Below are 22,588 nucleotides of genomic sequence, written 5' to 3' on the forward strand. Positions count from 1 at the left end.
CACTCTGGACGTATGCCGGAACTCCCCGAGGTGGAAGCGCTCAAGGACTTCCTGAGCGAGAACCTGGTCGGCCACGAGATCGTGCGCGTACTGCCGGTGGCCATCAGCGTCCTGAAGACGTACGACCCTCCGCTCACCGCCGTCGAGGGCCGCGAGGTGGTCGCCGTGCACCGCCACGGCAAGTTCCTCGACCTGGAGACGGACGGCGGCCCGCACTTCGTCACCCACCTGGCCCGCGCGGGCTGGCTGCACTGGAAGGACCGCCTCCCCGACGGCCCGCCCCGCCCCGGCAAGGGCCCCCTCGCCCTGCGCGTGGCCCTGGAGACCGGCGCGGGCTTCGACCTCACGGAGGCCGGCACACAAAAGCGCCTGGCGGTGTACGTGGTGGCCGACCCGCACGAGGTCCCCGGCATCGCCCGCCTGGGCCCGGACCCGCTGGCCGAGGACTTCGACGAGGCGAGCTTCGCGGCCCTGCTGAAGGACGAACGCCGGCAGCTGAAGGGCGCCCTGCGCGACCAGACGCTCATCGCCGGTGTGGGCAACGCCTACAGCGACGAGATCCTGCACGCGGCGAGAATGTCCCCCTTCAAGCTCGCCGCCTCCCTGGCCCCCGAGGAGACGGAAGTCCTCTACCGGGCCCTGCGTACGACCCTCACCGAGGCGGTGGAACGCTCAAGGGGTGTGGCAGCAGGCCGCCTGAAGTCGGAGAAGAAGTCCGGCCTCCGCGTCCACGGCCGCACCGGCCACCCCTGCCCGGTCTGCGGCGACACCATCCGGGAGGTCTCCTTCAGCGACTCCTCGCTCCAGTACTGCCCCACCTGCCAGACGGGCGGCAGACCACTGGCGGACCGGAGGTTGTCGAGACTGCTCAAGTGATCCGACGTGCTCAGCCGGGATCCAGCGTCACCAGATGCTCCCCGCTCGACGTCCTGACCTCGTAGTGGTCGATCTGGTCGGCGTGGAAGGTGGAGCTGCCCATCATGGTGTTGTCGTCGGTGGCGTGCCCGGTGGCTTTCCAGCCGGTGACGGTCTCTTCCTTGCCGTCGCGGCTGATCGCGACGAGGTGACAGGCGCGGGGGCCGGACTCGTCCTTGACCTTGAGCTCCACCTGGGTGCCCCAGTCCTCGTCCTCGGTGGTGACCTGGGCCCACACGCCGGACCGGACGTCGGTGGCCTCGACACTGGTGGTGCCGTCCGGGTCACCGCCCGCCGTCAGCGCGAGGGTGGAACCGCCCACCGTCAGGACCACCGAGGCGGCGACGGCGTACAACAGCCGCCTGCGGCGCGCCCGGTGCCGCGTCGCGACCTCGCCGAGGAGTCGGTTGAGGAGCTGGGGGCCGGGCTGCGCCATCGGGTGCACGACGCGCGGAGTCGCCCGGCGGTAGAGCATCATCTGACGGGTCACAGGACCGAACTCGGTCACGTGTGCCGCGCACTTGGGGCACTCCATGAGGTGATCCTCGAAGCGGAAGGCCTCCGCCTCATCCAGCACGCCGATTGCGTACGCGCCGACGTCGCGATGCCTCTCCAAGGACCTCATGCGGAAACCTCGTGCCGTTGAGTGTGGGTGGGGTTACTGGTTGCTCCCACCGGTACGCACCAGCCCGCCGAATCACTCAAGGCATGCACAGAATCGTGACCAAGGGATTCGGAGCGGTCGGCCCCGCGGATTGGTCCGAATCGAAAGGAATCTAGAACAGGTGAATGGCGAGGTGACCGAGGGGCAGACCGAGCTGCCACGCCGGTGTCCACACCTTCGGCCCCTCGTCCTCACCGACGCCCGCCCCGCCGCCCGGCACGGCGTTCAGATCGGGCGCGAGCAGCTCTGTCTCCTCCAGCCAGCGCCAGGCCGCCGCCGCGAGTTCGAGGTCCGGCGCGGGCTCGCCGGTGGCCACCGCCGCGGCGGTCAGCGCGGCCATCCGCTCACACACCCAGTCCTGCCACGGCTGGTCGTACGCCGTCAGTGACAGCCAGTTCTCCAGCTGGGAGACGACCTGGATGCCGGAGAGTTCTCCCTCGGTGTCGGCGAGGAAGACGGTCAGCGCCAGCGCGTCCCGCCCGGCGCGGAACTCGAAGGACGTCGGCGGCATCAGATCGCCGGAACGCAGCAGCTCGTCGGCGATGTACTCGGCGTACAACCAGGCCATGGGGACGAGGAGTTCGCCCCCGCCGGTGCCGTCCGTGCTCTCTTGACCTCTGTGCAGCATCCCTTCCTGCCTTCCTCCGGTGCGTGCGCGTCGCCCGTCGCCGGGACCCCATCCGGAACACGGATGAGGACAGCCGATTACTCAACCGGGGTCCTCAGCAAGGCGCTTTACGGAGGTTTGACTTTCCCATTGGTTTCACCGCAGGTCGGCCGCGTATCCCGGAAGCACCCGGCGCAGGGCCCGCAGCGCGTAGTACGCGCGGGACTTCACCGTACCGGGCGGAATTCCGAGGATTTCGGCGGCCTCCGCCACACTCGCCCCCTGGAAATACACCAGCACCAGGACTTCACGGTGCTCCGGAGTGAGTGTCTTCACAGCCTCGCGTACGTCGAGGGCGGCAGCCGCCCGTTCGGCGTGATCGGCGCACACCCGGGCGTTCTCCAGAACCGCGTCGCCGACCTCGGCGGGGCGTGCCTGCCGGGCCCGTCGCGCGTCGATCGCGAGCCGGCGTCCCACGGTCAGCAGCCATGGCCGTACGGACTCGAAGGCGTCGGCGCGCAGCGCCTCGGGGTGCTGCCAGGCGCGCACGAGGGTCTCCTGCACCAGGTCCTCGGCGCGTTGCCGGTCGCCGTCACTGAGCCGGAGCAGGAGCGCGAAGAGGGGCCGGCCGTGCTCCCGCTGCAGTGCGGCGAGCTCGTGCTCGGCGGTCGTCCCGTTCGTGAGGGTGGTTCCGGCCGTCATGGCCGTATGGCACCTCAGCACGAGGCCGGGGGACAGGGCACGCACAAGGATCTGCGGCGGACGGTCGATCGCGTCGACGAACGGTTCGGTGAACGGTCCGTTCCGCGTCCTTTCCGCGTCCCGTCCACCCCGGACGGGTCAAGAAGGCGGTCAGGCCGTTTGCGGACGCGGACAAGCTCATACCTATTCGTCAGCAAATATGACCACAGTGGGGTGAGCTGATGATTGCACGCAGACGGCAGGTTGCCCTGGCCCTCACGGCCCTTCTCGCCGGGGGCGCCGCCTGTCAGGCGCACGACCACGAGACACCCGGGCGCCCGGCCCCGGCCGCCGCCGCACCGCGCGGCTTCACACTCGTCGCCTCCGGTGACGTCCTGCCGCACAGTTCGATCATCGACCGGGCCCGCTTCGACGGGGGCGGGAACGGCTACGACTTCCGTCCGATGCTGGCCGGAATCCGATCCGTCGTCTCCCCCGCCGATCTGGCGCTGTGTCACATGGAGACCGTCTACGGCGCGAACGGCGACTACACCGGCTACCCGACCTTCAAGTCACCGCCCGAGGTGGCCCAGGCACTTGCCGCCACCGGCTACGACGGCTGCTCCACCGCCTCCAACCACAGCCTCGACGACGGCTCCGAGGGCATCCGCCGCACCCTCGACGCCCTGGACCGTGCGGGCGTACGGCACGCCGGGTCGGCCCGCACCGAGGCCGAGGCGCGCACGGTCACCGTCCTGCGTGCCGGGTCGGCGAAGGTCGCCCATCTCGCCTACACCTATGACACCAACGGCTTCCCGCTGCCCCAGGGGCAGCCCTGGGCGGTCGACCTGATGGACGAGAAGAAGATCCTGGCGGATGCCCGTGCCGCCCGGAAGGCGGGCGCCGACGTGGTCGTCGTATCGCTGCACTGGGGCACCGAATGGCAGGACGCGCCCGATGAGCAGCAGGTGGCCCTGGCGCGCGATCTGACCGCCGCCCGCACCGGCGGGCGTCCCGACGTCGACCTGATCCTCGGCACCCACGCGCATGTCCCGCAGGCGTACGAGAAGGTCAACGACACCTGGGTCGTCTACGGCATGGGCGACCAGATCGCGGGCGAGATGTCCAACCACGAGGGCGCGCAGGACCCGCGCGGCAACCAGTCCACCCTCGGCCGCTTCACGTTCGTCCCGCCCGCCCGGCCGGGTGAGCGCTGGCGGGTCGCGAAGGCGGAGTTCGTGCCGCAGATGTTCGACGTGGACGCCGGCCGGGCGGTGAACCTCAACGAGGCGATCGCGCAGGGCGCCGATCTCGAGGGCGTCCGCGACCGGATCCGCCAGGTGGTGCTGAGCCGGGGCGCGGCGAAGGACGGGCTGGCGATGGGGGAGTAGGTCAGTCCACGTCCACATGGTCGAAGGTCCGCAGCATCTCCTTCAGGACGCGCGCGCAGGCCCGCAGTTCGGCGTCCGTCAGATCGCCGCCGACCTGCCGGTTCAGGGCGTGCTCGCGGGCGAGGATCGCGTCGATGACGGCCTCGCCCTCGGCGGTGATCCGGATCAGCGAGGACCGCTGGTGTGCGGGGTTCGGTGTGGCCTCCGCCCAGCCCGCCGCCACCGCGTCGTTGACCATGCGCTGCACGAACTGCCGGGTCAGCGCCATGAGCCGGGCCATCTGAGGCACCGTCATGGCGCCGTACCGGCGCAGCAGGACCAGTACGGAGCGCACGCCGACGGAGACCCCCTCGATCTGTTGGCTCTGTTCGAGCTTGCGCAGGCCGCGTCGGTAGAGGGCGCCGATCAGGTCGAACACCTCGGAGACGCGGTGGCCGAGTTCGTCGGGGGGAAGCGGGGCGTCGATGTCGTTCACCCGCTCATCATGCACCGGCTCATCATGACAGCCTGGTTGTCAAAGTCGCCAGAAGATGACACCTTGGTTGTCATGACAGTCGCTTCGGAACTGAGCTTTTTCGCGTCCACCGACGGGGACATCGCCTATCTCGACACCGGAACCGGGGACCCTGTGGTCCTGCTGCACGCCGGCTACGTCGACCACCGCCTCTTCGAGGCCCAGACACCGGTCCTCGCCGCCGACCACCGCGTCATCGCCGTCGACATCCGCGGCCACGGCTGGACCGCCAACGCGACCCGGCCCTTCCGCTGGGCCGACGACCTCGCCGGACTGCTGCGCCACCTCGACGCGGGCCCCGCGGTCCTGGTCGGTGTCTCGATGGGCGGGGCCGTCGCCGGTGACACGGCGATCGAGTATCCGGAACTGGTCCGGGGGATCGTCCTGAGCGGGGCCTCGGTCAGCGACTTCGAGTACACCCACGAGGTGACCCGACAGAGAGTGGCCGAGTCCCACCGGACCCTGCACTCGGGCGACATCGAGGGCTGGCTCAAGGTGTTCCTGCGGTCCGTCGCGGGCCCCTTCCGCGAGCCCGACGAGACCGACCCGCGGATCCTGGACCACCTGCGCGAGATGGCCCTGCACACCATCTCCAAGCACACGCCGGGCGAACGGAACTGGCACGTGCCCATGACCGACACCTGGGCCCGGGTCCCGAAGATCGACGTCCCGGTCCTCACCGTCAACGGCACGCTCGACTCCCCGGACCTGCTCGCCGACGCGGAACGCTTCGCCGACACCGCTCAGAACGGCCGCTCGGTGCTGGTGGAGGGCACCTCGCACTTCCCGAACCTGGAGAAGCCCGAGGAGTTCAACGCGATTGTGCTGGACTTCCTGCGCTCGCTCCAACACCCCGCCGGCACCGACCGCTTGTACTAGCACCCGAAAGGGCTGCGCGAGGAGGTGCTCGCCTGACCCCGAGCAGGCTTATGGCACCACGGTCACCGGCCACCGCCCCGCCTTGACCAGCCGCACCGCGACGGAACCGACGATCCGGTGGCCGGCCTGCTCCGAGGCTCCTACGACGACCGCGTCGGCCTTGAGCTCGTCCGCCGCCTTCGTCAGCCCGCTGTAGGGGTCGCCACGGAAGGTGTGGAACTCCCAGCGCACATCGAATATCCCCTTGTTCTGCTCGGTCGCGTGCCGGATCTGGGCGACCAGGTCCTCGGCGATCTCGTCGGTCGTCTCGGCGACCGGCGCGCCGAGCGCGGCGCCCGAGGCGATCACCGGCTGGACGTACACGACGGCGAGCAGCGCGTGCTGCCGCCGGGCCAGACCGCCGGCGTATGCCGCGGCGCGGAGCGAGGAGTCGGAGCCGTCCACGCCGACGACGATGACCTTGGGCCCGTCCGTGCCCCGCTCGAACTGGTGCGCATGCTGTTCCGTCACGGCTGTGAGGCTATCGGAAGCCGCAGGTCCAGGCGGCATTCGGGGACCCGTCGACATGGGTGGGCAAGTTCTGGCGAAATGGGGCACCCGAGGGGCGGGCCGCGAGCGGGCCGCCACCGAAGCCCGCCGCCGCCCTCGGCACCCGGCCTCGCCGGAGGGGACGAGGCCGGGGCCGAAGCCGATTGCCCTCGTACGACGTCGGCCTGACGTTCCGCCATGCCGACGGACACGTCTTCACTGGGCCGGGTGGGTGTAATCGTGCCGCCGCACCGGTGTTGCTGAGGTGCGTCTAAGCTCCGCCGGGCGACTGATGAGTCATGACGAAGGATCAGTTGCTCACACGGCTGTCGTCGACGGCGGTGGTGCTCACCCGGCGTCGGGCCCTGGTGGCCGGCGCCGCCGCGGTCGGGGCCGCCGGCACGGCCGGAGTGCTCGCTGCGGTCACCGGCAAGGAGCCGGTCGGGCCGGCGCTCCCCGCCGCCGGCCCACCGGCCCACCGCGCGGTCAAGTCCTCGGCCTACCGCCTCCAGCCCCTGACCGGCTACGGCCCGCCGCACGCCGCCCGCCGGAAGACGCTGGTGCGCCACGAGCCGTTGCTGAAGGTCTCCGGACGCGGCAGGACCATGGTGCTGACCTTCGACGACGGACCCGACCCCCGCTACACCCCGCACATCCTGGACACGCTGGCCGAGTACGACGTACGGGCGATGTTCTTCGTGTGCGGGGAGATGGCGGTCGACAACCAGGACCTGCTGGCCCGGATGTCCGACGAGGGGCACGTCGTCGGCAACCACACCTGGTCCCACCCCCTGCTCACCCGGCTCACCCGCTCCCGCATCCGCTCCGAGATGGAACGCACCTGCGACGTCATCGAGGACGCCTACGGCGAGCGGCCCGAATGGTTCCGTGCTCCCTACGGTGCCTGGAACCGCGCCGCCTTCCAGCTCGGCGCCGAGCTCGGCATGGAACCCCTCGCGTGGACCGTCGACACCCTCGACTGGACCACCCCGGGCACCCGCCGCATCGTCGGCACGGTGGAGAACGGCGCCGCCCCCGGCGTCGTGGTGCTCTCGCACGACGCCGGGGGCGACCGCTCCCAGAGCGTCCGGGCGCTGCGCGACTATCTGCCGCAGCTCATCGATTCCGGCTATCACATCACCGTCCCGCGACGGCAGTACGTCTAGCCGGAACGCGCCCGCCGGGTCGGGGAACGCTCAGCGGACCTCGACCAGGCGGGCGAAGGCGACGACGTTTCCGTCGTAGCCGTTGTGCTTGGAAAATCCGCCCCCGCAGGTGATGACCCGCAATTCGGGGGTCCCCTTGGAGCCGTAGACACGATCTCCGGGGAAATTGTTCTTCTCGAATACCTCGACGCCGTAGATCTCGAAGACGGCCGTCTTTCCGTCCTTGCGCCTGATCTCGACGCGATTTCCCTTCTTCAGGGCCCCGAGTCCGTAGAACACGGCGGGGCCCTGTTTGTTGTCGACATGGCCGACGACGACCGCGGTGCCCTTCTCGCCGGGGGAGACCGCGCCGGTGAACCAGCCGGCCAGATTCGGGTCCTCCGGCGGCGGCGCGCCGACCCAGCCGTCCGAGTCCAGGCCGACGGGCAGCATCGGCGCGTCGACCCGGATCGCCGGGATGGAGACCCGGTCGGGCGCGGCGTACGGCAGGGGAGCGGGGGCGTTGCCGAAGGCGGTGCCGTGCACCCGGCTGTCCGCCGCGGCCGCCGACGCGGGTTGCGGCGGGCCGACGTCGAACTCCCCCGAACCGTTCCGAATGAGCGCGAGACCGGTCAGCAGAACAAGCGCTATCACGCCCCAGGGAGCGCGCTTCTTCCGCCGCTCCTCCTCTTCGGCCAGCTCGGCCAGCTCGGACGCAGACATTGACTTCCCCTCTCGACGCGGCCGTCGCCACGTCATTCGCGCATACGAGAACGCTAAGTCCGGCGCGCGAAACCAGCGACGGGGCGGCGGCGAACGGGTGGCTCCCGGACGCGCGTGGTGCGCCATCCGAGTTGCCGTGAGCAGGAATTTTCTGACGGTCCGTGACCTGCGGAGATATCCGATTGTGCGCTTTTCGTTCGGCGTGTCCTCTCACCAGTACGGACCAGTGCCGAAATGCGGGCTTGCGCACGGCATCTGAGGGTCTTCCTGGGAGGCGTTTTCTCGCCGATCCACCGGGGACCGTTCCCGGGGCGTCTCCCGCGGAGGATTCACATGCGTACTACCAGTGCCCTGGCGGCCGCCGGCGCCGCGGTCGCCGTGCTCGGACTCGCCGCCCCGGCGGCCGTCGCGCGGGACGGCATGAACCTGAGCCCCAGCAACGTCGTCGCCCTTCCCAGCGTCATCGCCCGGGGCGGACAGCTGACCATCACCGTCAACAACTGCACCGGCAACGCCACCGCGAGCTCGGACGCGTTCCGGACGATCAGGCTGAGGACGGGGCCCAACAACCTGGCGACGGGACGCGCCACGGTCAACCGGAACGCGGCCACGGGATCGCACAGCATCAGTGTCGTCTGCCACAACGGCACCGTGATCAACCCCACGGCCTTCACCGTCATCGGCGGAGTCCGCGGCGGCCTCGGTGGCAGCAGCTCCGCCGGGGCCACCCCGACCGACATGGCCATCGGCGGCGGTCTCGTGGCCCTCGCCGTCATCGGCGGCGGGGTGTTCTGGATGCGCCGGCGGTCCGAGAAGCACATCTGATCTCCGCCCCCTTCGGAGATTTCCGACCGTACGCGGCACAGGCCTTCGCCCCGGATTCCGAGAGGAACCACCGGGGCGGAGGTCTGCGCGCCCGGCGGAGCCGTCACGCGTCGTCCTCGCCGGTGCCACGACGGGAGAAGTGGTACGCCGCCCCGACCGACCCCGTGATCAGCGCGGCGCCCATGCCGAGCTCCTTGAGGTCGAAACCGGCGATGCTGCTGCCGCCCTCACCGGCGTGCACACCCCGGTCGGGGTGGAGCGGCATCGGTGTCGGACCGTCCGGGTGGCCGCCTGCGATGGTCACACTCGTGGACCCGCTCACGCCGTCGCAGGTGAACGTCACTCGGTACACCGAACCGGGTCTGGCGTCCCAGTCGACGATGGCCGTCGCGTAACTCTTGTGCGGCGGGATGATGACGGTGTCGAGTACCGCCGATGTGACGGTCGCCGAGCCCCTGCAGCCGTCGTGGTTGCGTTCCAGCAGGAGCGCCACCTGTCCGCCCGCGGCGATGGTCGAGGGCAGGACGCTGAAACCGAAGGGCGTGATGTTGGTGTCGGCCTTCGCCACGGCGGCCGGTGCGGAGAAGGTCAGGGCGGTCGCGCCCAGCAGTGCGGCCGCGGCGACGCGTATCACGCGCATGGTGGTTCCTCCGGTCCCCGAGGAGCAGCTGCGGACCCTCTCCGCCTTCGTCGGAAATGCGCCTCGATGACCGAAACGCTAGGAACAGCTGTCCGTCCGCGCGATCGCTGTCGCTCCGAATGGGGCATATGTGTGGGCCGCTCAGGGGACGCCGACGGCGTGTCGGACGCCGGACATCCCCGATGTGCCCGGGTGGGACGCGTCGTCAGCCCTTGATGTCCGGGAAGAGGACGAGGAACGGCTCCGCGGACGCCGTGATGCCACGGCTGTAGGGGGCGTCGAAGTCCCAGATCAGGAAGAGCAGGAAGGCGATCAGCGCGGAGAACAGGCCGGCCAGGATCAGCTCGCGTGTCGTACGCCGGATCTGCAGCGCGAAGACCATGCCGATGGTGACGACGCCGCCGCCCAGCAGGCCGAACCAGACCACCCCGGGCATGGTGGGCTCGACCGAATTCGCGCGGGCGTTGCGGGCCTGGTCCACGGCCGCCACCTGGTCGACGAGCGGCTGGTAGGCCTGGGCCTCGAAGTCGGTCTTCGGCTGGTAGGAGGTGACGTCCGTGCGGAGCCGGTCGAGGAGTTCGGTGCCGCGCCCGGTCATGCGGCGGTGGTCGGCCATCTCCTCCCACTCGGTGGTGACGACGTGTCCGGCATAGGCGTTGACATCGTCCCGAATGCGGTCACGGGTGTCGGCCGGATAGACCTGGACCCGCTCCGAGATCTCGTGCAGCGCCTGGGCCTCCGCCTGGACGTGGTCCTGGGCGGAGCTGCGGGCCTCCCAGACGCCCGCGATGGCCAGACCCAGGACGATGGCGTACACCACCCCGATCCACATCGTCATGTACTCGATGACGTCGGGGGTCTCGCTGGGATCCTCGTCCACGGGTGCCGCCTTGTGGCGGATGAGCGTGATGGCGACCACCACGGCGCATGCGGCCAGCATCGCGAGGACGAGAACAAGCCATTCCGGCAAGGGATGCCTCCAGGATCGGCACTAGCGGGGCCGCAGGGCGGCCACGGCGACCACCGCGGGCGCGGTGATGAGCAGGACGTAGATCACGGGCGAGGTCGTGCTGTGCGTGGACCGGTCGGGCGCCTTCGCGTGGTGGTGGGCCGGGTAGGTCACCGGGGTCGCGGAGGGGCCTGGGGCCGGCCTGGGCGGTGGCTTCCGCGTCGGCGTCGGCGTCGGGGTGGGAGCCGGTGACGGGGTGGGAACGGGGGGCGTTGTGGGGCGCGGCCGCGGTGCGGCCGGTTGCGGTGCCGGTGCGGGGGGCGGGGGCGGGGGAGCCGGCGGCTCGGGTGTCGGCGTCGGTTTGGGCTTCGGCGGCTTCTGCGTCGGTGTCGGCGTGGGGTCGGGAGCAGGGGTCGGCGTACACGGAGGCTCGGAGGGTGGGGGAGTCGCAGTGGGAGGGGGAGTGGGCGGGGGTGGAGGCTCGGGCTTCGGGCACGGCGGGAGAGTGGGCCAGGTGGGGCTTCCGGCGACCGCCACTGCCTCCGCGCCGTCGGGGCCGACAGAGGCGTACGCGCAGGCATCCGCCTCGGCCACCCCGGCCGTGGGACCGATGAGCGCCCACGTCAACGTCAGCAGGGCCAACACCCGTAAGGCGGAGGTTGATTGGGGTGATGCGGGTCGATGCACGACGGAGATCATGAGGCCTGCCACGCCCTCTCACGCGCGGGCGCGAAGGGATTGGTCCGAAGGAGGGGCAAAGGACCGCCCGATGTTTGAATTCCCGGCGCTCGTCCGTCCGGTGGGGGGTACATCTGTGCGGTCTGAGGCGGGTGTGCTCACAGCTTCCGAAAAGAAATATGCGGGACGGTTGAACACAACCCCTGCTCCGGTGCGTACCCATTGTCGTGCGGCGGCGCAGCAGGGCGCTGCAACACCCTTTTGAATTATGGGGAGTTGACGATGAAGACCTCCTGGCGGAACGCCTCACTCGTGGCAAGCGCCGCGGCGGTGCTGGTGCTGACGACGGCGTGCGGTCAGGAAGGCGGCACGTCGTCGGTGGGCAGCCAGAACGTCGGTGCCACGGCGGCGGCGGGCGGTTACGGCGGTGTCGGCTCCGGTATCGGGACCGGGACCAGCCCGAGCCCCAGCTCGACCGTGGGCGGTGGCCAGGGGAACCTGGGAGCCCAGTCGGCCTCGGCCGGCAAGCTCGAGGTTTCCGCGAACGCCGAGCTCGGGGACGTGCTGACCGACAGCGCCGGTCTCAGCCTCTACCGCTTCGACGAGGACACCGCCGAGCCGCCGAAGTCGAACTGCAACGGCGACTGCGCAACTGCCTGGCCGCCGGTACCCGCGAACGACGCCTCGGCCGGCGCCGGTATCGACAAGGCGCTGCTCGGTGAGGTGACCCGGGCCGACGGCAGCAAGCAGCTGACCATCGGCGGCTGGCCGGCCTACCGCTATGCGAAGGACACCAAGGCCGGCGATCTGACCGGCCAGGGCGTGGGCGGCAAGTGGTACGCGCTGGCGCCCACGGGCAAGAAGGCGTCGGTCGCCAGCCTGCCCGGACTGTCCACGCGCAACGACCCCAACCTGGGCGAGATCGTCGTCGACAAGAACGGCATGACGGTCTACCGCTTCGCCAAGGACAAGGCCTGGCCCGAGCCGGTCTCCAACTGCACCGGTGCCTGCCTGGAGAAGTGGCCGGTCGTGGCGCCGGTATCGGCGAACGACACCAAGGACGTCCAGAAGAAGGGCCTGATGAGCTTCACCCGTTCCGACGGCGTCAAGCAGCAGACGGTCAACTGCTCCCCCATCTACACCTTCGCGGCGGACAAGCAGCCCGGCGACACCAACGGCCAGGGCGTCGGCGGCACCTGGTACGCCGTCCGTCCCAACGGAGAGATGGTCGGCGTCTCCGACAAGTGACGGCGGTCTCGCCCGAACCACCGGTCCGCCCCCTCCGCGCCGCACGGAGGGGGCGGACCGGTTTTGCCGTCATTCCCCCCAACTCACCGCGAGTCGGCGCCCGCTCCGGAACTCTCCGGAGTGCGGCGCCTACTTTTCGTAGGGAATCCACGCCGTCCCGCAGCGGCACGTGCCGCAGGCAGTGACCGGGAACGGACGGTCAATTTCCGTTTCCACTCGCTCCGTTGGCGGTCGATCAGTAGCCTCAGCTCGAACACCGGATCGTCTACGCCTTGGAGAGATACATGGAGCGTCCCGCCTGGGCTCCCCGGAGCATCGACATCTCGGTGCCGAGTGTCTCGCGTATCTACGACTTCTACCTGGGCGGTTCGCACAACTTCGAGGCCGACCGGGAGGCGGCCCGCAGGGTCATGGAGTTCGCACCGGGGCTGCCGAAGACCATGCAGGCGAACCGGGCCTTCCTGCGGCGGGCGGTGCAATTCGCCGCCGACGAGGGCATCACCCAGTTCCTGGACATCGGCTCCGGCATCCCGACCTTCGGCAACGTCCACGAGGTCGCCCAGAGCGCCCGCCCCGGCGCCCGTGTCGTCTACGTCGACCACGACCCGGTGGCCGTCGCGCACAGCCAGGCGGTCCTGGAGGGAAACGCGGACGCGGGAGTCGTCGCCGCCGACCTTCGCAAGCCCCGGGAGATCCTCGGCAGTCCCGAGGTTCAGCGCCTGATCGACCTGAACCGGCCGGTGGCACTGCTTCTCGTTGCCATACTGCACTTCGTGGAAGACGCGGACGACCCCTACGGAGCGGTGGCGGAGCTGCGCGACGCACTCGCGCCCGGCAGCCTGCTGGTGCTCACGCACGCGTCGTACGAGGGAATCCCGCTTCCGCAGGAGCGGACCGAGGGCGCGGTGGACGTGTACAAGGACATTCGCAACCCGCTGATCATGCGCTCGCGCGAGGAGATCGCGCGGTTCTTCGAGGGGTACGACATGGTGGAACCGGGACTGGTGTCGCCGCCGCGGTGGCGGCCCGAGTCGGCGACCTGGAACCCCGACGACGAGGATCCGTGGGCCTTCTCCGGGTTCGCCGGCGTGGGGCGTACGGCGTGATCGCCGAGCCGGACGGGCCGGAGGACAGACTGCGCCGGTTCGCGACGATCTGGAGCCGGGCCGTGTTCCCGGTGACGTCGACGTCCGCGACCCGGCCGGAGTTCGAGGAACAACTGCTGCCGCTGGCCCGCCGGTTGAGCGAGGCGCTCGCGGCCAGGGTCGTCGACACCGACGAGGGCCGGGCGGTCGGAGCCGCGCTCGTCGACGCGCACTGCACGGATCCGGAAGCGCTGACCCGCTCCCTGGACTGTGTCGACGCCTATCTGGTGCTCTACTGCGGCGGCGACGGCGACCGCGAGGATCTGAGGTCGCGCTCCGCACGCCTCCAGCACGCCATGGCCGCCGGGTTCGCGCACGCGCTGCGGGAGCGGACGCTGGCCGAGCAGGAGGCCATCGCGCAGGCCGCCCTCGAGGCGCAGGGCGTGGTGGCGCAGGCGCTGCACGCGACGGAAGCCCGGTTCCGCGCGGTGTTCGAGGGCGCGGCCATAGGAATCGGCATCGCCGACCTGGACGGCAACGTCCTCCAGGTCAACGGTGCGTTGCTGCGCATGTTCGGCATCACCGACCAGACGATGCGCGGCCGCAGGGTCCAGGAGTGGACCCACCCGGAGGACGCCCCGCAGACCTGGACGCTCTACGACGAACTCGTCCGCGGTGAGCGCGAGCACTACCACCTCGAAAAGGCCTTCTCCCGCCCGGACGGAACGGTCCTGTGGACCAACCTGACGGTCTCCCTGCTGCGCGACGCCGACGGGGTCCCGCAGTACCAGCTCGCCCTCATGGAGGACACCACCGAGCGCCGGCTGCTCAACCTCAGGCTGCGTTACGAGGCCACGCACGACGCGCTCACCGGACTGCCCAACCGCACGCTGTTCTTCGAGCGCCTGGAAAAGGCGCTGAACGCGGGCGAGGGCCAGCGGTTCGGGCTGTGTTACCTCGACCTAGACGGCTTCAAGACCATCAACGACAGCCTCGGCCACGCGGCCGGCGACCGGCTGCTCGTCGAGGTCGCCGACCGGCTCCAGTCGTGTGCCACCGCGCCGGGCGAGATGGTGGCCCGGCTCGGCGGTGACGAGTTCGTGGCGCTGACCACCGGCCCCGACACCGAGAGCGAGGTCGACGACCTCGCGGCGCGCATCATGAACGTGCTGCTCGCCCCGGTCCGTATCGACGGCCGCGAGCTGACCGTGCGCGGCAGTATCGGCATCGTCGAGGGCCCCACGGGCGAGCGGGGTCCTGCGGAGGTACTGCGCAGCGCCGACATCACCATGTACCGGGCCAAGTCGGCGGGCGGCAACCGCTTCGAGCTGGCCGACCCGGAGGCCGACGCCCGCGCCATCACCCGGCACGGGCTGACCACGGCGCTGCCCGCGGCCCTGGACCGCGGCGAGTTCTTCATCGAGTACCAGCCGCTGGTCCACCTCGGCGACGGCAGTGTGCGGGGCGCCGAGGCGCTGGTGCGCTGGCTGCATCCGCAGCACGGGGTGCTCGGCCCGGACCGGTTCATCCCGCTCGCCGAGCACACCGGGCTGATCGTGCCGCTCGGCCGCTGGGTCCTGGAGCAGTCGGTACGGCAGGCCCGTGAATGGCGAGAACGGTACGGGCAGAACGGTCCCCTGAGGATCAACGTCAACCTCTCGCCGTGCCAACTCACCCACCCCGGCCTGGTCCAGGACACCGTCGACATCCTGGAGCGCACCGGCGTCGAGCCGGACGCCCTGTGCCTCGAAGTCACGGAGTCGGCCCTCATCGGCGCCGACGACGACCTCCTCAAGCCGCTGCGCCGGCTCGCCGAGATGGGCGTCGACATCGCCCTGGACGACTTCGGCACCGGCTACTCGAACCTGGCGAACCTTCGCCGCCTCCCGGTCAGCGTCCTGAAGCTGGACCGTTCCTTCACCCAGAGCATGCAGCAGTTCCCCGCCGATCCCGTCGACCTCAAGATCGTCGAGGGCATCGTTTCGCTCGCCCACGGCCTGAACCTCGCGGTGACGGTCGAGGGGGTCGAAACCGGGGCGCAGGCCGAGCAGTTGCGGATACTGGGCTGCGACACAGCCCAGGGCTGGTACTACGCCCGCCCGGGCCCGCCGGAGCGGCTGCACGAGCTGGCGCTGGTGGACGCGACGGGCTGAGCGGACCTCCCGCCGCCGACCGGCTCAGGGCAGCGGGAGTGAGCGCGCGGACCCGTAGGTGTGGCTGGTGACCACGATGGCCCGCGTCCGCGCCCGGCGCGACCGCCACGGGGTACGCGCCGGCCCGGCGCGAGGACCGTCCAGCTCACCTTGTTGCCCGTGACCGGCCGACGATCCCGCCTGAGCCGGTGCGCCGTCGCGTCGCAGGAGCCGCGGGCGTCGTGGGCGGAGACGGACGTCGTCGATCCGCCGGGCGGGGACCGTCCAGGTGGCCTTGCCGGTGGCCTGTGACCGGCGGACGATCCCGCCTGGGCCGGTGCGCCGTCGCGTCGCAGGAGCCGCGGGCGTCGTGGGCGGAGACGGACGTCGTCGATCCGCCGGGCGGGGACCGTCCAGGTGGCCTTGCCGGTGGCCCGTGACCGGCGGACGATCCCGCCTGAGCCGGTGCGCCGTCGCGTCGCAGGAGCCGCGGACGTCGTGGGCGGAGACGGACGTCGTCCACGCGCGCCACGGGCCCGAGACCGGCAGCGAAGCGGGGGCCGGTGTCGGCCCGGAGCTCCGCGATCCGCCGGACGCGGTGGTGCCCGGGCACCCCGCGGGCACCATCAGCGCCGCGCCCGACACGACGATCCGCCGCGCCATCCGCCCGCCCCGTGCAAGAAGACCCCTGCTACGACCGCTCAGCGCTCCAGGAGCATCCGCTGCAACTCCCGTGCCGCCCGCGGCGGAGCCACGTCGCTGCGGTGGGCCAGCGCGATCGTCCGGTGCAGGCCGGGACGGGCGAGCGGGGTGACCCGCAGCCCCCGGCCCGAGCGGGTGGCGACCATGCGCGGTACGACGGCCACCCCCAGGCCCGACCGAACGAAGCCCAGCACCGCGTCCATCTCCCCGCCCTCCACCGCGAAGTCCGGCTCGAAGCCCTCGGCACGGCACGCGGCCACGGTCAGTTCGCGCAGGTCGTAGCCGTGCCGGAACATCACCAGGGGCTCGCTCTCCAGGTCGGCGACGCGCACGGTACGGCGGCCCGGGCCACCGGGGGCCGGCGCCTCCGGCGAGGACACGACGACCAGGTCCTCGCGCAGCAGCTCGACCGTCGTCAGCGCCGGGGACGGCGACGGCAACGGGGAGACCACCAGGGCCAGGTCGAGGGCGCCGCGCGCGAGCAGCCGTACAAGATCGTGGGAGCCGCCCTCCTCGATCATCAGCCGGATGCCGGGATAGCGGTCGTGGAAGGCGCGCAGCACGTCCGGCAGCAGGCCGGTGCACAGGCTCGGGGTCGCGCCGAGCCGGACCCGGCCGCTGCGCAGCTGCACCAGCTCCTGCACCTCGTGCCGGGCCGTGTCCGCGTCGGCCAGGATGCGGCGGGCCAGCGGCAGCAGGGCCTCGCCCGCGTCGGTGAGGGTGATGTTGCCGCGCGCCCGCAGGAACAGATCGGCCCCGAGCTCCCGCTCAAGGGCCTTGATCTGCTGGGACAGGGACGGCTGCGCCACATGGACGAGATCGGCGGCGCGGGTGAAGTGCCGGGTCTCGGCGACCGCCACGAAGTACTGGAGCTGCTGGAACTGCATCCTCGTACGATAGCCGGTCCCTATGGAATCAAGCCGGACCATGTCTTGGACCGATCGGGTCGTTCGGCTCTAGCGTCTTGACCATGGCTCTGGCAACGCGGACGGACCGACGGCCGTCCATGGCACGCACCGTGTGGGACAGCTCCGTCGGCAAGAAGACCGTGATGGCCGTCAGCGGCCTGATCATGCTGCTGTACCTGGTCGTCCACATGATCGGCAACCTGAAGATCTTCTTCGGGACGGGCGAGTTCAACCACTACGCGCACTGGCTGCGCACGGTCGGCGAACCGTTCATGCACTACGAGTGGACGCTCTGGCTCATCCGGATCGTGCTGGTGATCGCCGTCGTCGCGCACGCCGTCTCGGCGTACCAGCTCAGCCGCCGTGACATCCGTGCCCGGCCCAGCAAGTACGTCCACAAGAAGCCGCGGGCGAGCTACGCGACGCGCACCATGCGCTGGGGCGGGATCATCCTCGGCCTGTTCATCGTGTGGCACGTCCTCGACCTGACGACCGGCACCGTGCACTCCGGCGGCTTCCAGGAGGGCCACCCGTACCAGAACGTCGTGGACACCTTCTCCACCTGGTACGGCAACGTCATCTACATCGTCGCGATGCTCGCCCTCGGCCTGCACGTCCGGCACGGCTTCTGGAGCGCCGCCCAGACCCTCGGCGTGGGCAGCCGCACCCGCGACCGTGCCCTCAAGGCCGTCGCCGATGTCCTCGCACTGCTGCTCACGGCCGGCTTCATCGCCGTGCCCGTGGGTGTCATGACCGGAGTGGTGAGCTGAACATGACGTACACCGACTACGCGACCGGCGAACCGGTCGTCGACACCAAGGCTCCGGCAGGTCCGGTGGCCGAGCGCTGGGACAAGCGCCGTTTCGAGGCCAAGCTGGTCAACCCCGCCAACCGCCGCAAGCACACGGTGATCGTCGTCGGTACCGGCCTCGCGGGCGGCTCCGCGGGCGCGACCCTCGCCGAACAGGGCTATCACGTCGTCCAGTTCTGCTACCAGGACTCCCCGCGCCGCGCCCACTCCATCGCCGCTCAGGGCGGCATCAACGCGGCCAAGAACTACCGCAACGACGGCGACTCGATCCACCGCCTCTTCTACGACACCGTCAAGGGCGGCGACTTCAGGGCGCGCGAGTCCAACGTCCACCGCCTGGCGCAGATCTCGGTGGAGATCATCGACCAGTGCGTGGCGCAGGGCGTGCCCTTCGCGCGGGAGTACGGCGGTCTGCTCGACACCCGCTCCTTCGGCGGGGTGCAGGTCTCCCGGACGTTCTACGCCCGCGGCCAGACGGGTCAGCAGCTCCTGCTGGGTGCGTATCAGGCGCTGTCGCGGCAGATCGCGGCCGGGAACGTCGAGATGCACCCGCGCACCGAGATGCTCGACCTGATCGTCGTCGACGGACGGGCACGCGGGATCGTGGCCCGCGACCTCGTCACCGGTCGCATCGACACGTACTTCGCGGACGCGGTGGTACTGGCCTCCGGCGGCTACGGCAACGTCTTCTACCTGTCGACGAACGCCATGAACTCCAACGCGACGGCCATCTGGCGGGCCCACCGCCGCGGCGCCCACTTCGCCAACCCCTGCTTCACCCAGATCCATCCGACCTGCATCCCGCGCACCGGCGACCACCAGTCCAAGCTCACGCTGATGAGCGAGTCGCTGCGCAACGACGGCCGGATCTGGGTGCCGAAGGCAAAGGGCGACACCCGTCCGCCGAACCGGATCCCCGAGGACGAGCGCGACTACTACCTGGAGCGCATCTACCCGTCCTTCGGCAACCTGGTCCCGCGCGACATCGCCTCCCGCGCCGCGAAGAACGTCTGCGACGAGGGCAGGGGAGTGGGGCCGGGCGGACAGGGCGTGTACCTCGACTTCGCCGACGCCATCCAGCGCATCGGCCGGGGGGCCGTGGAGGCGAAGTACGGCAACCTCTTCGACATGTACCAGCGGATCACCGACGAGGATCCGTACGAGGTGCCGATGCGCATCTACCCCGCCGTGCACTACACGATGGGTGGCCTGTGGGTCGACTACGACCTCCAGACCACGATCCCCGGCCTGTTCGCGATCGGCGAGGCCAACTTCTCCGACCACGGAGCCAACCGCCTCGGCGCCTCTGCGCTGATGCAGGGCCTGGCCGACGGCTACTTCGTGCTGCCGGCCACCATCAACGACTACCTCGCCCGCAACCCGCACCAGGACGCGGTGACCGGCGAACACCCCGCCGTGCAGGAGGTGTTGGCGGAGACCGAGGACCGGATCAACCTGCTCCTCGCCGTCGACGGCGACCGCACGCCGGACTCCTTCCACCGCGAGGTCGGCGAACTCATGTGGGAGTTCTGCGGGATGGCTCGCACCGACGCCGGTCTGCGCAAGGCGCTGGAGCGCATCCCGCAGATCCGTGAGGAGTTCTGGCGGCGGATCAAGGTCCCGGGCACCGGCGAGGAGTTCAACCAGTCGCTGGAGAAGGCGAATCGGGTCGTCGACTATCTGGAGCTCGCCGAGCTGATGTGCCTCGACGCACTGCACCGCGCCGAGTCCTGCGGCGGTCACTTCCGCGAGGAGTCACAGACGCCCGACGGCGAAGCCGCCCGCCGGGACGACGAGTTCGCCTACGCGGCGGCCTGGGAGTTCACCGGCACCGGCGAGGCTCCCGTCCTGCACAAGGAAGACCTGGTCTTCGAGTACGTCCACCCCACTCAGCGGAGCTACGCATGAAGCTCACCCTGCGCGTCTGGCGACAGAAGAACGCCGACGCCGACGGCGCGATGTCCACGTACGAGGTCGACGGCATCTCGTCCGACATGTCCTTCCTGGAAATGCTGGACACCCTCAACGAGGAGCTCATCCTGCGCGGTGAGGATCCGGTGGCCTTCGACCACGACTGTCGCGAGGGCATCTGCGGCGCGTGCTCGCTCGTCATCAACGGCGACGCCCACGGGCCCGAGCGGACGACCACCTGTCAGCTGCACATGCGGTCCTTCTCGGACGGCGACACGATCGACGTCGAGCCGTGGCGGGCGTCCGCGTTCCCGGTGATCAAGGACCTGGTCGTGGACCGGTCGGCCTTGGACCGGATCATCCAGGCCGGGGGATACATCACGGCGCCCACGGGTGCGGCACCCGAGGCCCATGCGACGCCGGTCCCCAAGCCCGATGCCGACCTCGCCTTCGAGCACGCCGAGTGCATCGGGTGCGGGGCGTGTGTCGCCGCCTGCCCCAACGGGGCGGCGATGTTGTTCACCTCGGCCAAGGTGAATCACCTGAACGTGCTGCCGCAGGGGGCTCCGGAGCGGGAGACCCGGGTGATCGACATGGTGGAGCAGATGGACGAGGAGGGCTTCGGCGGGTGCACGCTGACGGGTGAGTGCGCGACGGCCTGTCCCAAGGGTATTCCGCTGGTCTCCATCACCAGCATGAACAAGGAATGGCTGCGCGCGACACGGAAGGTCGCCAGGCGCTGAGAGCCGTTCGCCGACAAGGTGCGGACGGGCGGGGCCGGACGTGGTGTTCTGGTCCGGCCCCGCCAAGGTCACTTGGAGAGGGCCGTGTCGATCAGTGCGCGGTAGCCCCCGCCCCGGGGTTGCCTTGCCCCGGCCACCGGCGGGACACCGGCCGGTCGGCGGAGTCGCAGGCCCCGGACACCTTGCCCGAGCCGTTCAACCTCCGCACATCCGCGCTCTTGGAACCCGCCACGTACACGCCAACCGGCGTCGGGAGAACAGGGACAGCGGCACCGCTCGCCGCCTCCGCCTGTGACCTGGAGAGTGCCATGAACGGCGTTTCCACCCTGGACCGTCCCCCGCAGAGCGTCGCCCCCACCCGCTACACCGTCGGCCTGGCCCGCGACGAGGACGACGTACGGGCCGCGCAGCGGCTGCGGCACGACGTGTTCGCCGGGGAGATGGGTGCCCTCCTGGCCACCCCGGAACCCGGCCTCGACATGGACGGCTACGACGCCTACTGCGACCACCTGCTCGTCCGCGACACCGTGACCGGCCAGGTCGTCGGCACCTACCGGCTGCTGTCTCCGGAGCGGGCCGCGGTGGCCGGACGCCTGTACTCGGAGGGCGAGTTCGACCTCGCGCCGCTCGACGCGATCCGCCCGGGCCTCGTCGAGGTCGGCCGCTCCTGCGTGCACCCCGACCACCGCGACGGGGCCGTCATCGGTCTCATCTGGGCGGGGATCGCTCGCTACATGGTGGACCGCGGCCATGACTGGCTGGCCGGCTGCTGCTCGATCCCGCTCGCCGACGGCGGCGCGCTCGCGGCCGGCACCTGGGACCGGGTGCGCACCAAGTACCTGGCTCCCGAGGAGTTCCGGGTACGACCCCTGCTGCCCTGGGAGCCGGTCGAGGGGACGCCCGCCGCCCACACCGAGCTGCCCCCGCTGCTGCGCGGCTACCTCCGCCTCGGCGCCTGGGTGTGCGGTCAACCCGCCCACGACCCGGACTTCGGGGTCGCCGACATGTACGTGCTGCTGTCGATGCGCCGGGTCAACGCCCGCTATCTGCGGCACTTCCTCTCGCTCGCCCCGGCCCGATGAGCGTCTGGCTGCCCAGCGCGCCCTGCACCCCGGGGGCGTGTGGGGAGCGGACGGGGGCCGCCACGGCCGTACCCCGGGCCGTGGTGCGGCTCCTCGCGGTCACGTCGGTGCTGCTCGCCGGAATCGCGTTGCTGCCGGTCGGCCGGCTGATCCCGGCCGGCGCGGTCAGGTGGTGGTGCCGGGCGGTGGTGCGGGCCTCGGGGGTCCGGGTCCGCATGTCCGGCGCCACCACGCCCCCGGGCGGGGTGCTCCTGGTCGCCAACCACATCTCCTGGCTGGACATCCCGCTGCTCGCCGCGGTACGCCCCGCGCGGATGCTCGCCAAGTCCGAGATCCGGCAGTGGCCCGTGGCGGGATGGCTGACGGCCCGCAGCGGCGCGCTGTTCATCGAGAGGGACCGGCTGCGTGCCCTCCCGGACACGGTCGCCCGGATCGCCGAAGCGCTGCGCGGGGGCTCCGCGGTCGCCGTCTTCCCCGAGGGCAGCACCTGGTGCGGCCGCGCACAGGGCCACTTCCGTCGCGCGGTGTTCCAGGCGGCCCTGGACGCCGGGGTGCCGGTCCAGCCGGTGAGTCTGCGGTACCGCCTGGTCGACGGCGGGTCCAGTACGGCCCCCGCCTTCATCGGCGACGACTCTCTGCTCGCGTCGGTGTGGCGGGTGGTGTCGGCACGGGGGCTGATGGCCGAGGTGGAGGTGGTAGACCCCGTCACCCCGGGCAGCCACCCCGACCGCCGCTCACTGGCCCGGGCGGCGCAGTCGTGCTCGTGCCATGGGCGGACCGGGCAGCACACGGTCGGCTGACACCCCGACGGCCACGGCGGCGAGGCC

General features: G+C 70.7%; 23 protein-coding genes. 13 read left to right on the forward strand and 10 right to left on the reverse strand.

The window, feature by feature from the left end; genetic code table 11:
- The first annotated feature begins 12 nt into the window (after positions 1-12).
- Positions 13-876 (forward strand): Fpg/Nei family DNA glycosylase, encoded by an 864-nt coding sequence (locus QF027_RS43465; protein ID WP_307080956.1) that lies wholly within the window; start codon positions 13-15, stop codon positions 874-876.
- Positions 877-886: 10 nt separating this feature from the next.
- Here the strand turns inward: QF027_RS43465 and QF027_RS43470 are convergent, their stop codons facing one another.
- The 3 genes from QF027_RS43470 to QF027_RS43480 all read right to left on the reverse strand — a co-directional run bounded on the left by QF027_RS43470 (position 887) and on the right by QF027_RS43480 (position 2,888).
- Positions 887-1,540 carry a zf-HC2 domain-containing protein gene (locus tag QF027_RS43470; protein WP_307080958.1) on the reverse strand — a complete coding sequence of 218 codons (654 nt, stop codon included), beginning with the start codon at positions 1,538-1,540 and terminating at the stop codon, positions 887-889.
- Between the two features lie 151 nt (positions 1,541-1,691).
- Positions 1,692-2,207 carry a hypothetical protein gene (locus QF027_RS43475; RefSeq protein ID WP_307080960.1) on the reverse strand — a complete coding sequence of 172 codons (516 nt, stop codon included), beginning with the start codon at positions 2,205-2,207 and terminating at the stop codon, positions 1,692-1,694.
- Positions 2,208-2,342: 135 nt separating this feature from the next.
- A complete protein-coding gene (locus QF027_RS43480) occupies positions 2,343-2,888 on the reverse strand; it encodes a sigma-70 family RNA polymerase sigma factor (protein ID WP_266511400.1) in 546 nt (181 codons plus the stop codon).
- 221 nt (positions 2,889-3,109) lie between these two features.
- Between QF027_RS43480 and QF027_RS43485 the strand changes: the two genes are divergently transcribed.
- A complete protein-coding gene (locus QF027_RS43485; RefSeq protein ID WP_307080962.1) occupies positions 3,110-4,258 on the forward strand; it encodes a CapA family protein in 1,149 nt (382 codons plus the stop codon).
- A 1-nt stretch (position 4,259) separates the two neighbouring features.
- On the opposite strand, the gene QF027_RS43490 is transcribed toward QF027_RS43485, so the two are convergent.
- Positions 4,260-4,733 carry a MarR family winged helix-turn-helix transcriptional regulator gene (locus tag QF027_RS43490; RefSeq protein ID WP_306973354.1) on the reverse strand — a complete coding sequence of 158 codons (474 nt, stop codon included), beginning with the start codon at positions 4,731-4,733 and terminating at the stop codon, positions 4,260-4,262.
- A gap of 72 nt (positions 4,734-4,805) precedes the next feature.
- Between QF027_RS43490 and QF027_RS43495 the strand changes: the two genes are divergently transcribed.
- Positions 4,806-5,651, forward strand: coding sequence for an alpha/beta fold hydrolase (locus QF027_RS43495; RefSeq protein ID WP_306973353.1), 846 nt, complete (start codon positions 4,806-4,808; stop codon positions 5,649-5,651).
- A 48-nt stretch (positions 5,652-5,699) separates the two neighbouring features.
- Here QF027_RS43495 and QF027_RS43500 read toward each other — a convergent pair whose 3' ends face one another.
- Positions 5,700-6,161 (reverse strand): universal stress protein, encoded by a 462-nt coding sequence (locus QF027_RS43500; RefSeq protein ID WP_057617986.1) that lies wholly within the window; start codon positions 6,159-6,161, stop codon positions 5,700-5,702.
- Positions 6,162-6,478: 317 nt separating this feature from the next.
- Here QF027_RS43500 and QF027_RS43505 point away from each other — a divergent pair, with 317 nt between their 5' ends.
- On the forward strand, positions 6,479-7,345 hold the full coding sequence (locus tag QF027_RS43505; RefSeq protein WP_306973352.1) for a polysaccharide deacetylase family protein: 867 nt from the start codon (positions 6,479-6,481) through the stop codon (positions 7,343-7,345).
- A 30-nt stretch (positions 7,346-7,375) separates the two neighbouring features.
- On the opposite strand, the gene QF027_RS43510 is transcribed toward QF027_RS43505, so the two are convergent.
- Positions 7,376-8,047: a class F sortase gene (locus QF027_RS43510; protein WP_306973351.1), complete on the reverse strand. Its 672-nt coding sequence runs from the start codon at positions 8,045-8,047 to the stop codon at positions 7,376-7,378.
- Positions 8,048-8,380: 333 nt separating this feature from the next.
- On the opposite strand from QF027_RS43510, the gene QF027_RS43515 reads away from it, so the two are divergent.
- A complete protein-coding gene (locus tag QF027_RS43515; RefSeq protein ID WP_306973350.1) occupies positions 8,381-8,872 on the forward strand; it encodes a hypothetical protein in 492 nt (163 codons plus the stop codon).
- A gap of 103 nt (positions 8,873-8,975) precedes the next feature.
- Here QF027_RS43515 and QF027_RS43520 read toward each other — a convergent pair whose 3' ends face one another.
- From QF027_RS43520 to QF027_RS43530, 3 genes are all read right to left on the reverse strand, one after another.
- The gene (locus QF027_RS43520; RefSeq protein ID WP_307080964.1) at positions 8,976-9,512 is read right to left on the reverse strand and encodes a hypothetical protein; all 537 of its coding nucleotides are present in this window, start codon (positions 9,510-9,512) and stop codon (positions 8,976-8,978) included.
- Between the two features lie 205 nt (positions 9,513-9,717).
- Positions 9,718-10,482: a bestrophin-like domain gene (locus tag QF027_RS43525; protein ID WP_307080966.1), complete on the reverse strand. Its 765-nt coding sequence runs from the start codon at positions 10,480-10,482 to the stop codon at positions 9,718-9,720.
- Between the two features lie 21 nt (positions 10,483-10,503).
- Entirely contained in the window at positions 10,504-10,635 is a 132-nt protein-coding gene (locus QF027_RS43530) for a hypothetical protein (protein WP_306973347.1), read from the reverse strand.
- A 786-nt stretch (positions 10,636-11,421) separates the two neighbouring features.
- Here QF027_RS43530 and QF027_RS43535 point away from each other — a divergent pair.
- From QF027_RS43535 to QF027_RS43545, 3 genes are all read left to right on the forward strand, one after another.
- Positions 11,422-12,387: an SCO0930 family lipoprotein gene (locus QF027_RS43535; protein ID WP_306973346.1), complete on the forward strand. Its 966-nt coding sequence runs from the start codon at positions 11,422-11,424 to the stop codon at positions 12,385-12,387.
- Positions 12,388-12,671: 284 nt separating this feature from the next.
- Entirely contained in the window at positions 12,672-13,493 is an 822-nt protein-coding gene (locus QF027_RS43540; RefSeq protein ID WP_307080968.1) for an SAM-dependent methyltransferase, read from the forward strand.
- A complete protein-coding gene (locus QF027_RS43545) occupies positions 13,490-15,625 on the forward strand; it encodes a putative bifunctional diguanylate cyclase/phosphodiesterase (RefSeq protein ID WP_306973344.1) in 2,136 nt (711 codons plus the stop codon). Before QF027_RS43540 ends, QF027_RS43545 begins: the two co-directional genes overlap by 4 nt.
- A gap of 680 nt (positions 15,626-16,305) precedes the next feature.
- Here QF027_RS43545 and QF027_RS43550 read toward each other — a convergent pair.
- Positions 16,306-17,193 (reverse strand): LysR family transcriptional regulator, encoded by an 888-nt coding sequence (locus QF027_RS43550; RefSeq protein ID WP_306973343.1) that lies wholly within the window; start codon positions 17,191-17,193, stop codon positions 16,306-16,308.
- A 119-nt stretch (positions 17,194-17,312) separates the two neighbouring features.
- Between QF027_RS43550 and QF027_RS43555 the strand changes: the two genes are divergently transcribed.
- The 5 genes from QF027_RS43555 to QF027_RS43575 all read left to right on the forward strand — a co-directional run bounded on the left by QF027_RS43555 (position 17,313) and on the right by QF027_RS43575 (position 22,561).
- Positions 17,313-17,984 (forward strand): succinate dehydrogenase, encoded by a 672-nt coding sequence (locus tag QF027_RS43555; RefSeq protein WP_307082703.1) that lies wholly within the window; start codon positions 17,313-17,315, stop codon positions 17,982-17,984.
- A gap of 2 nt (positions 17,985-17,986) precedes the next feature.
- Positions 17,987-19,933, forward strand: a complete 1,947-nt coding sequence (locus QF027_RS43560; protein WP_307080969.1) for a fumarate reductase/succinate dehydrogenase flavoprotein subunit — start codon at positions 17,987-17,989, stop codon at positions 19,931-19,933.
- Positions 19,930-20,679, forward strand: coding sequence for a succinate dehydrogenase/fumarate reductase iron-sulfur subunit (locus tag QF027_RS43565; protein WP_306973341.1), 750 nt, complete (start codon positions 19,930-19,932; stop codon positions 20,677-20,679). Before QF027_RS43560 ends, QF027_RS43565 begins: the two co-directional genes overlap by 4 nt.
- 308 nt (positions 20,680-20,987) lie before the next feature.
- Positions 20,988-21,761: a GNAT family N-acetyltransferase gene (locus QF027_RS43570; RefSeq protein WP_306973340.1), complete on the forward strand. Its 774-nt coding sequence runs from the start codon at positions 20,988-20,990 to the stop codon at positions 21,759-21,761.
- Positions 21,758-22,561 (forward strand): lysophospholipid acyltransferase family protein, encoded by an 804-nt coding sequence (locus tag QF027_RS43575; RefSeq protein ID WP_306973339.1) that lies wholly within the window; start codon positions 21,758-21,760, stop codon positions 22,559-22,561. Before QF027_RS43570 ends, QF027_RS43575 begins: the two co-directional genes overlap by 4 nt.
- Positions 22,562-22,588: the final 27 nt, after the last annotated feature.

The sequence above is a fragment of the Streptomyces canus genome (genome assembly GCF_030816965.1).
Lineage (GTDB): Bacteria > Actinomycetota > Actinomycetes > Streptomycetales > Streptomycetaceae > Streptomyces > Streptomyces canus_E.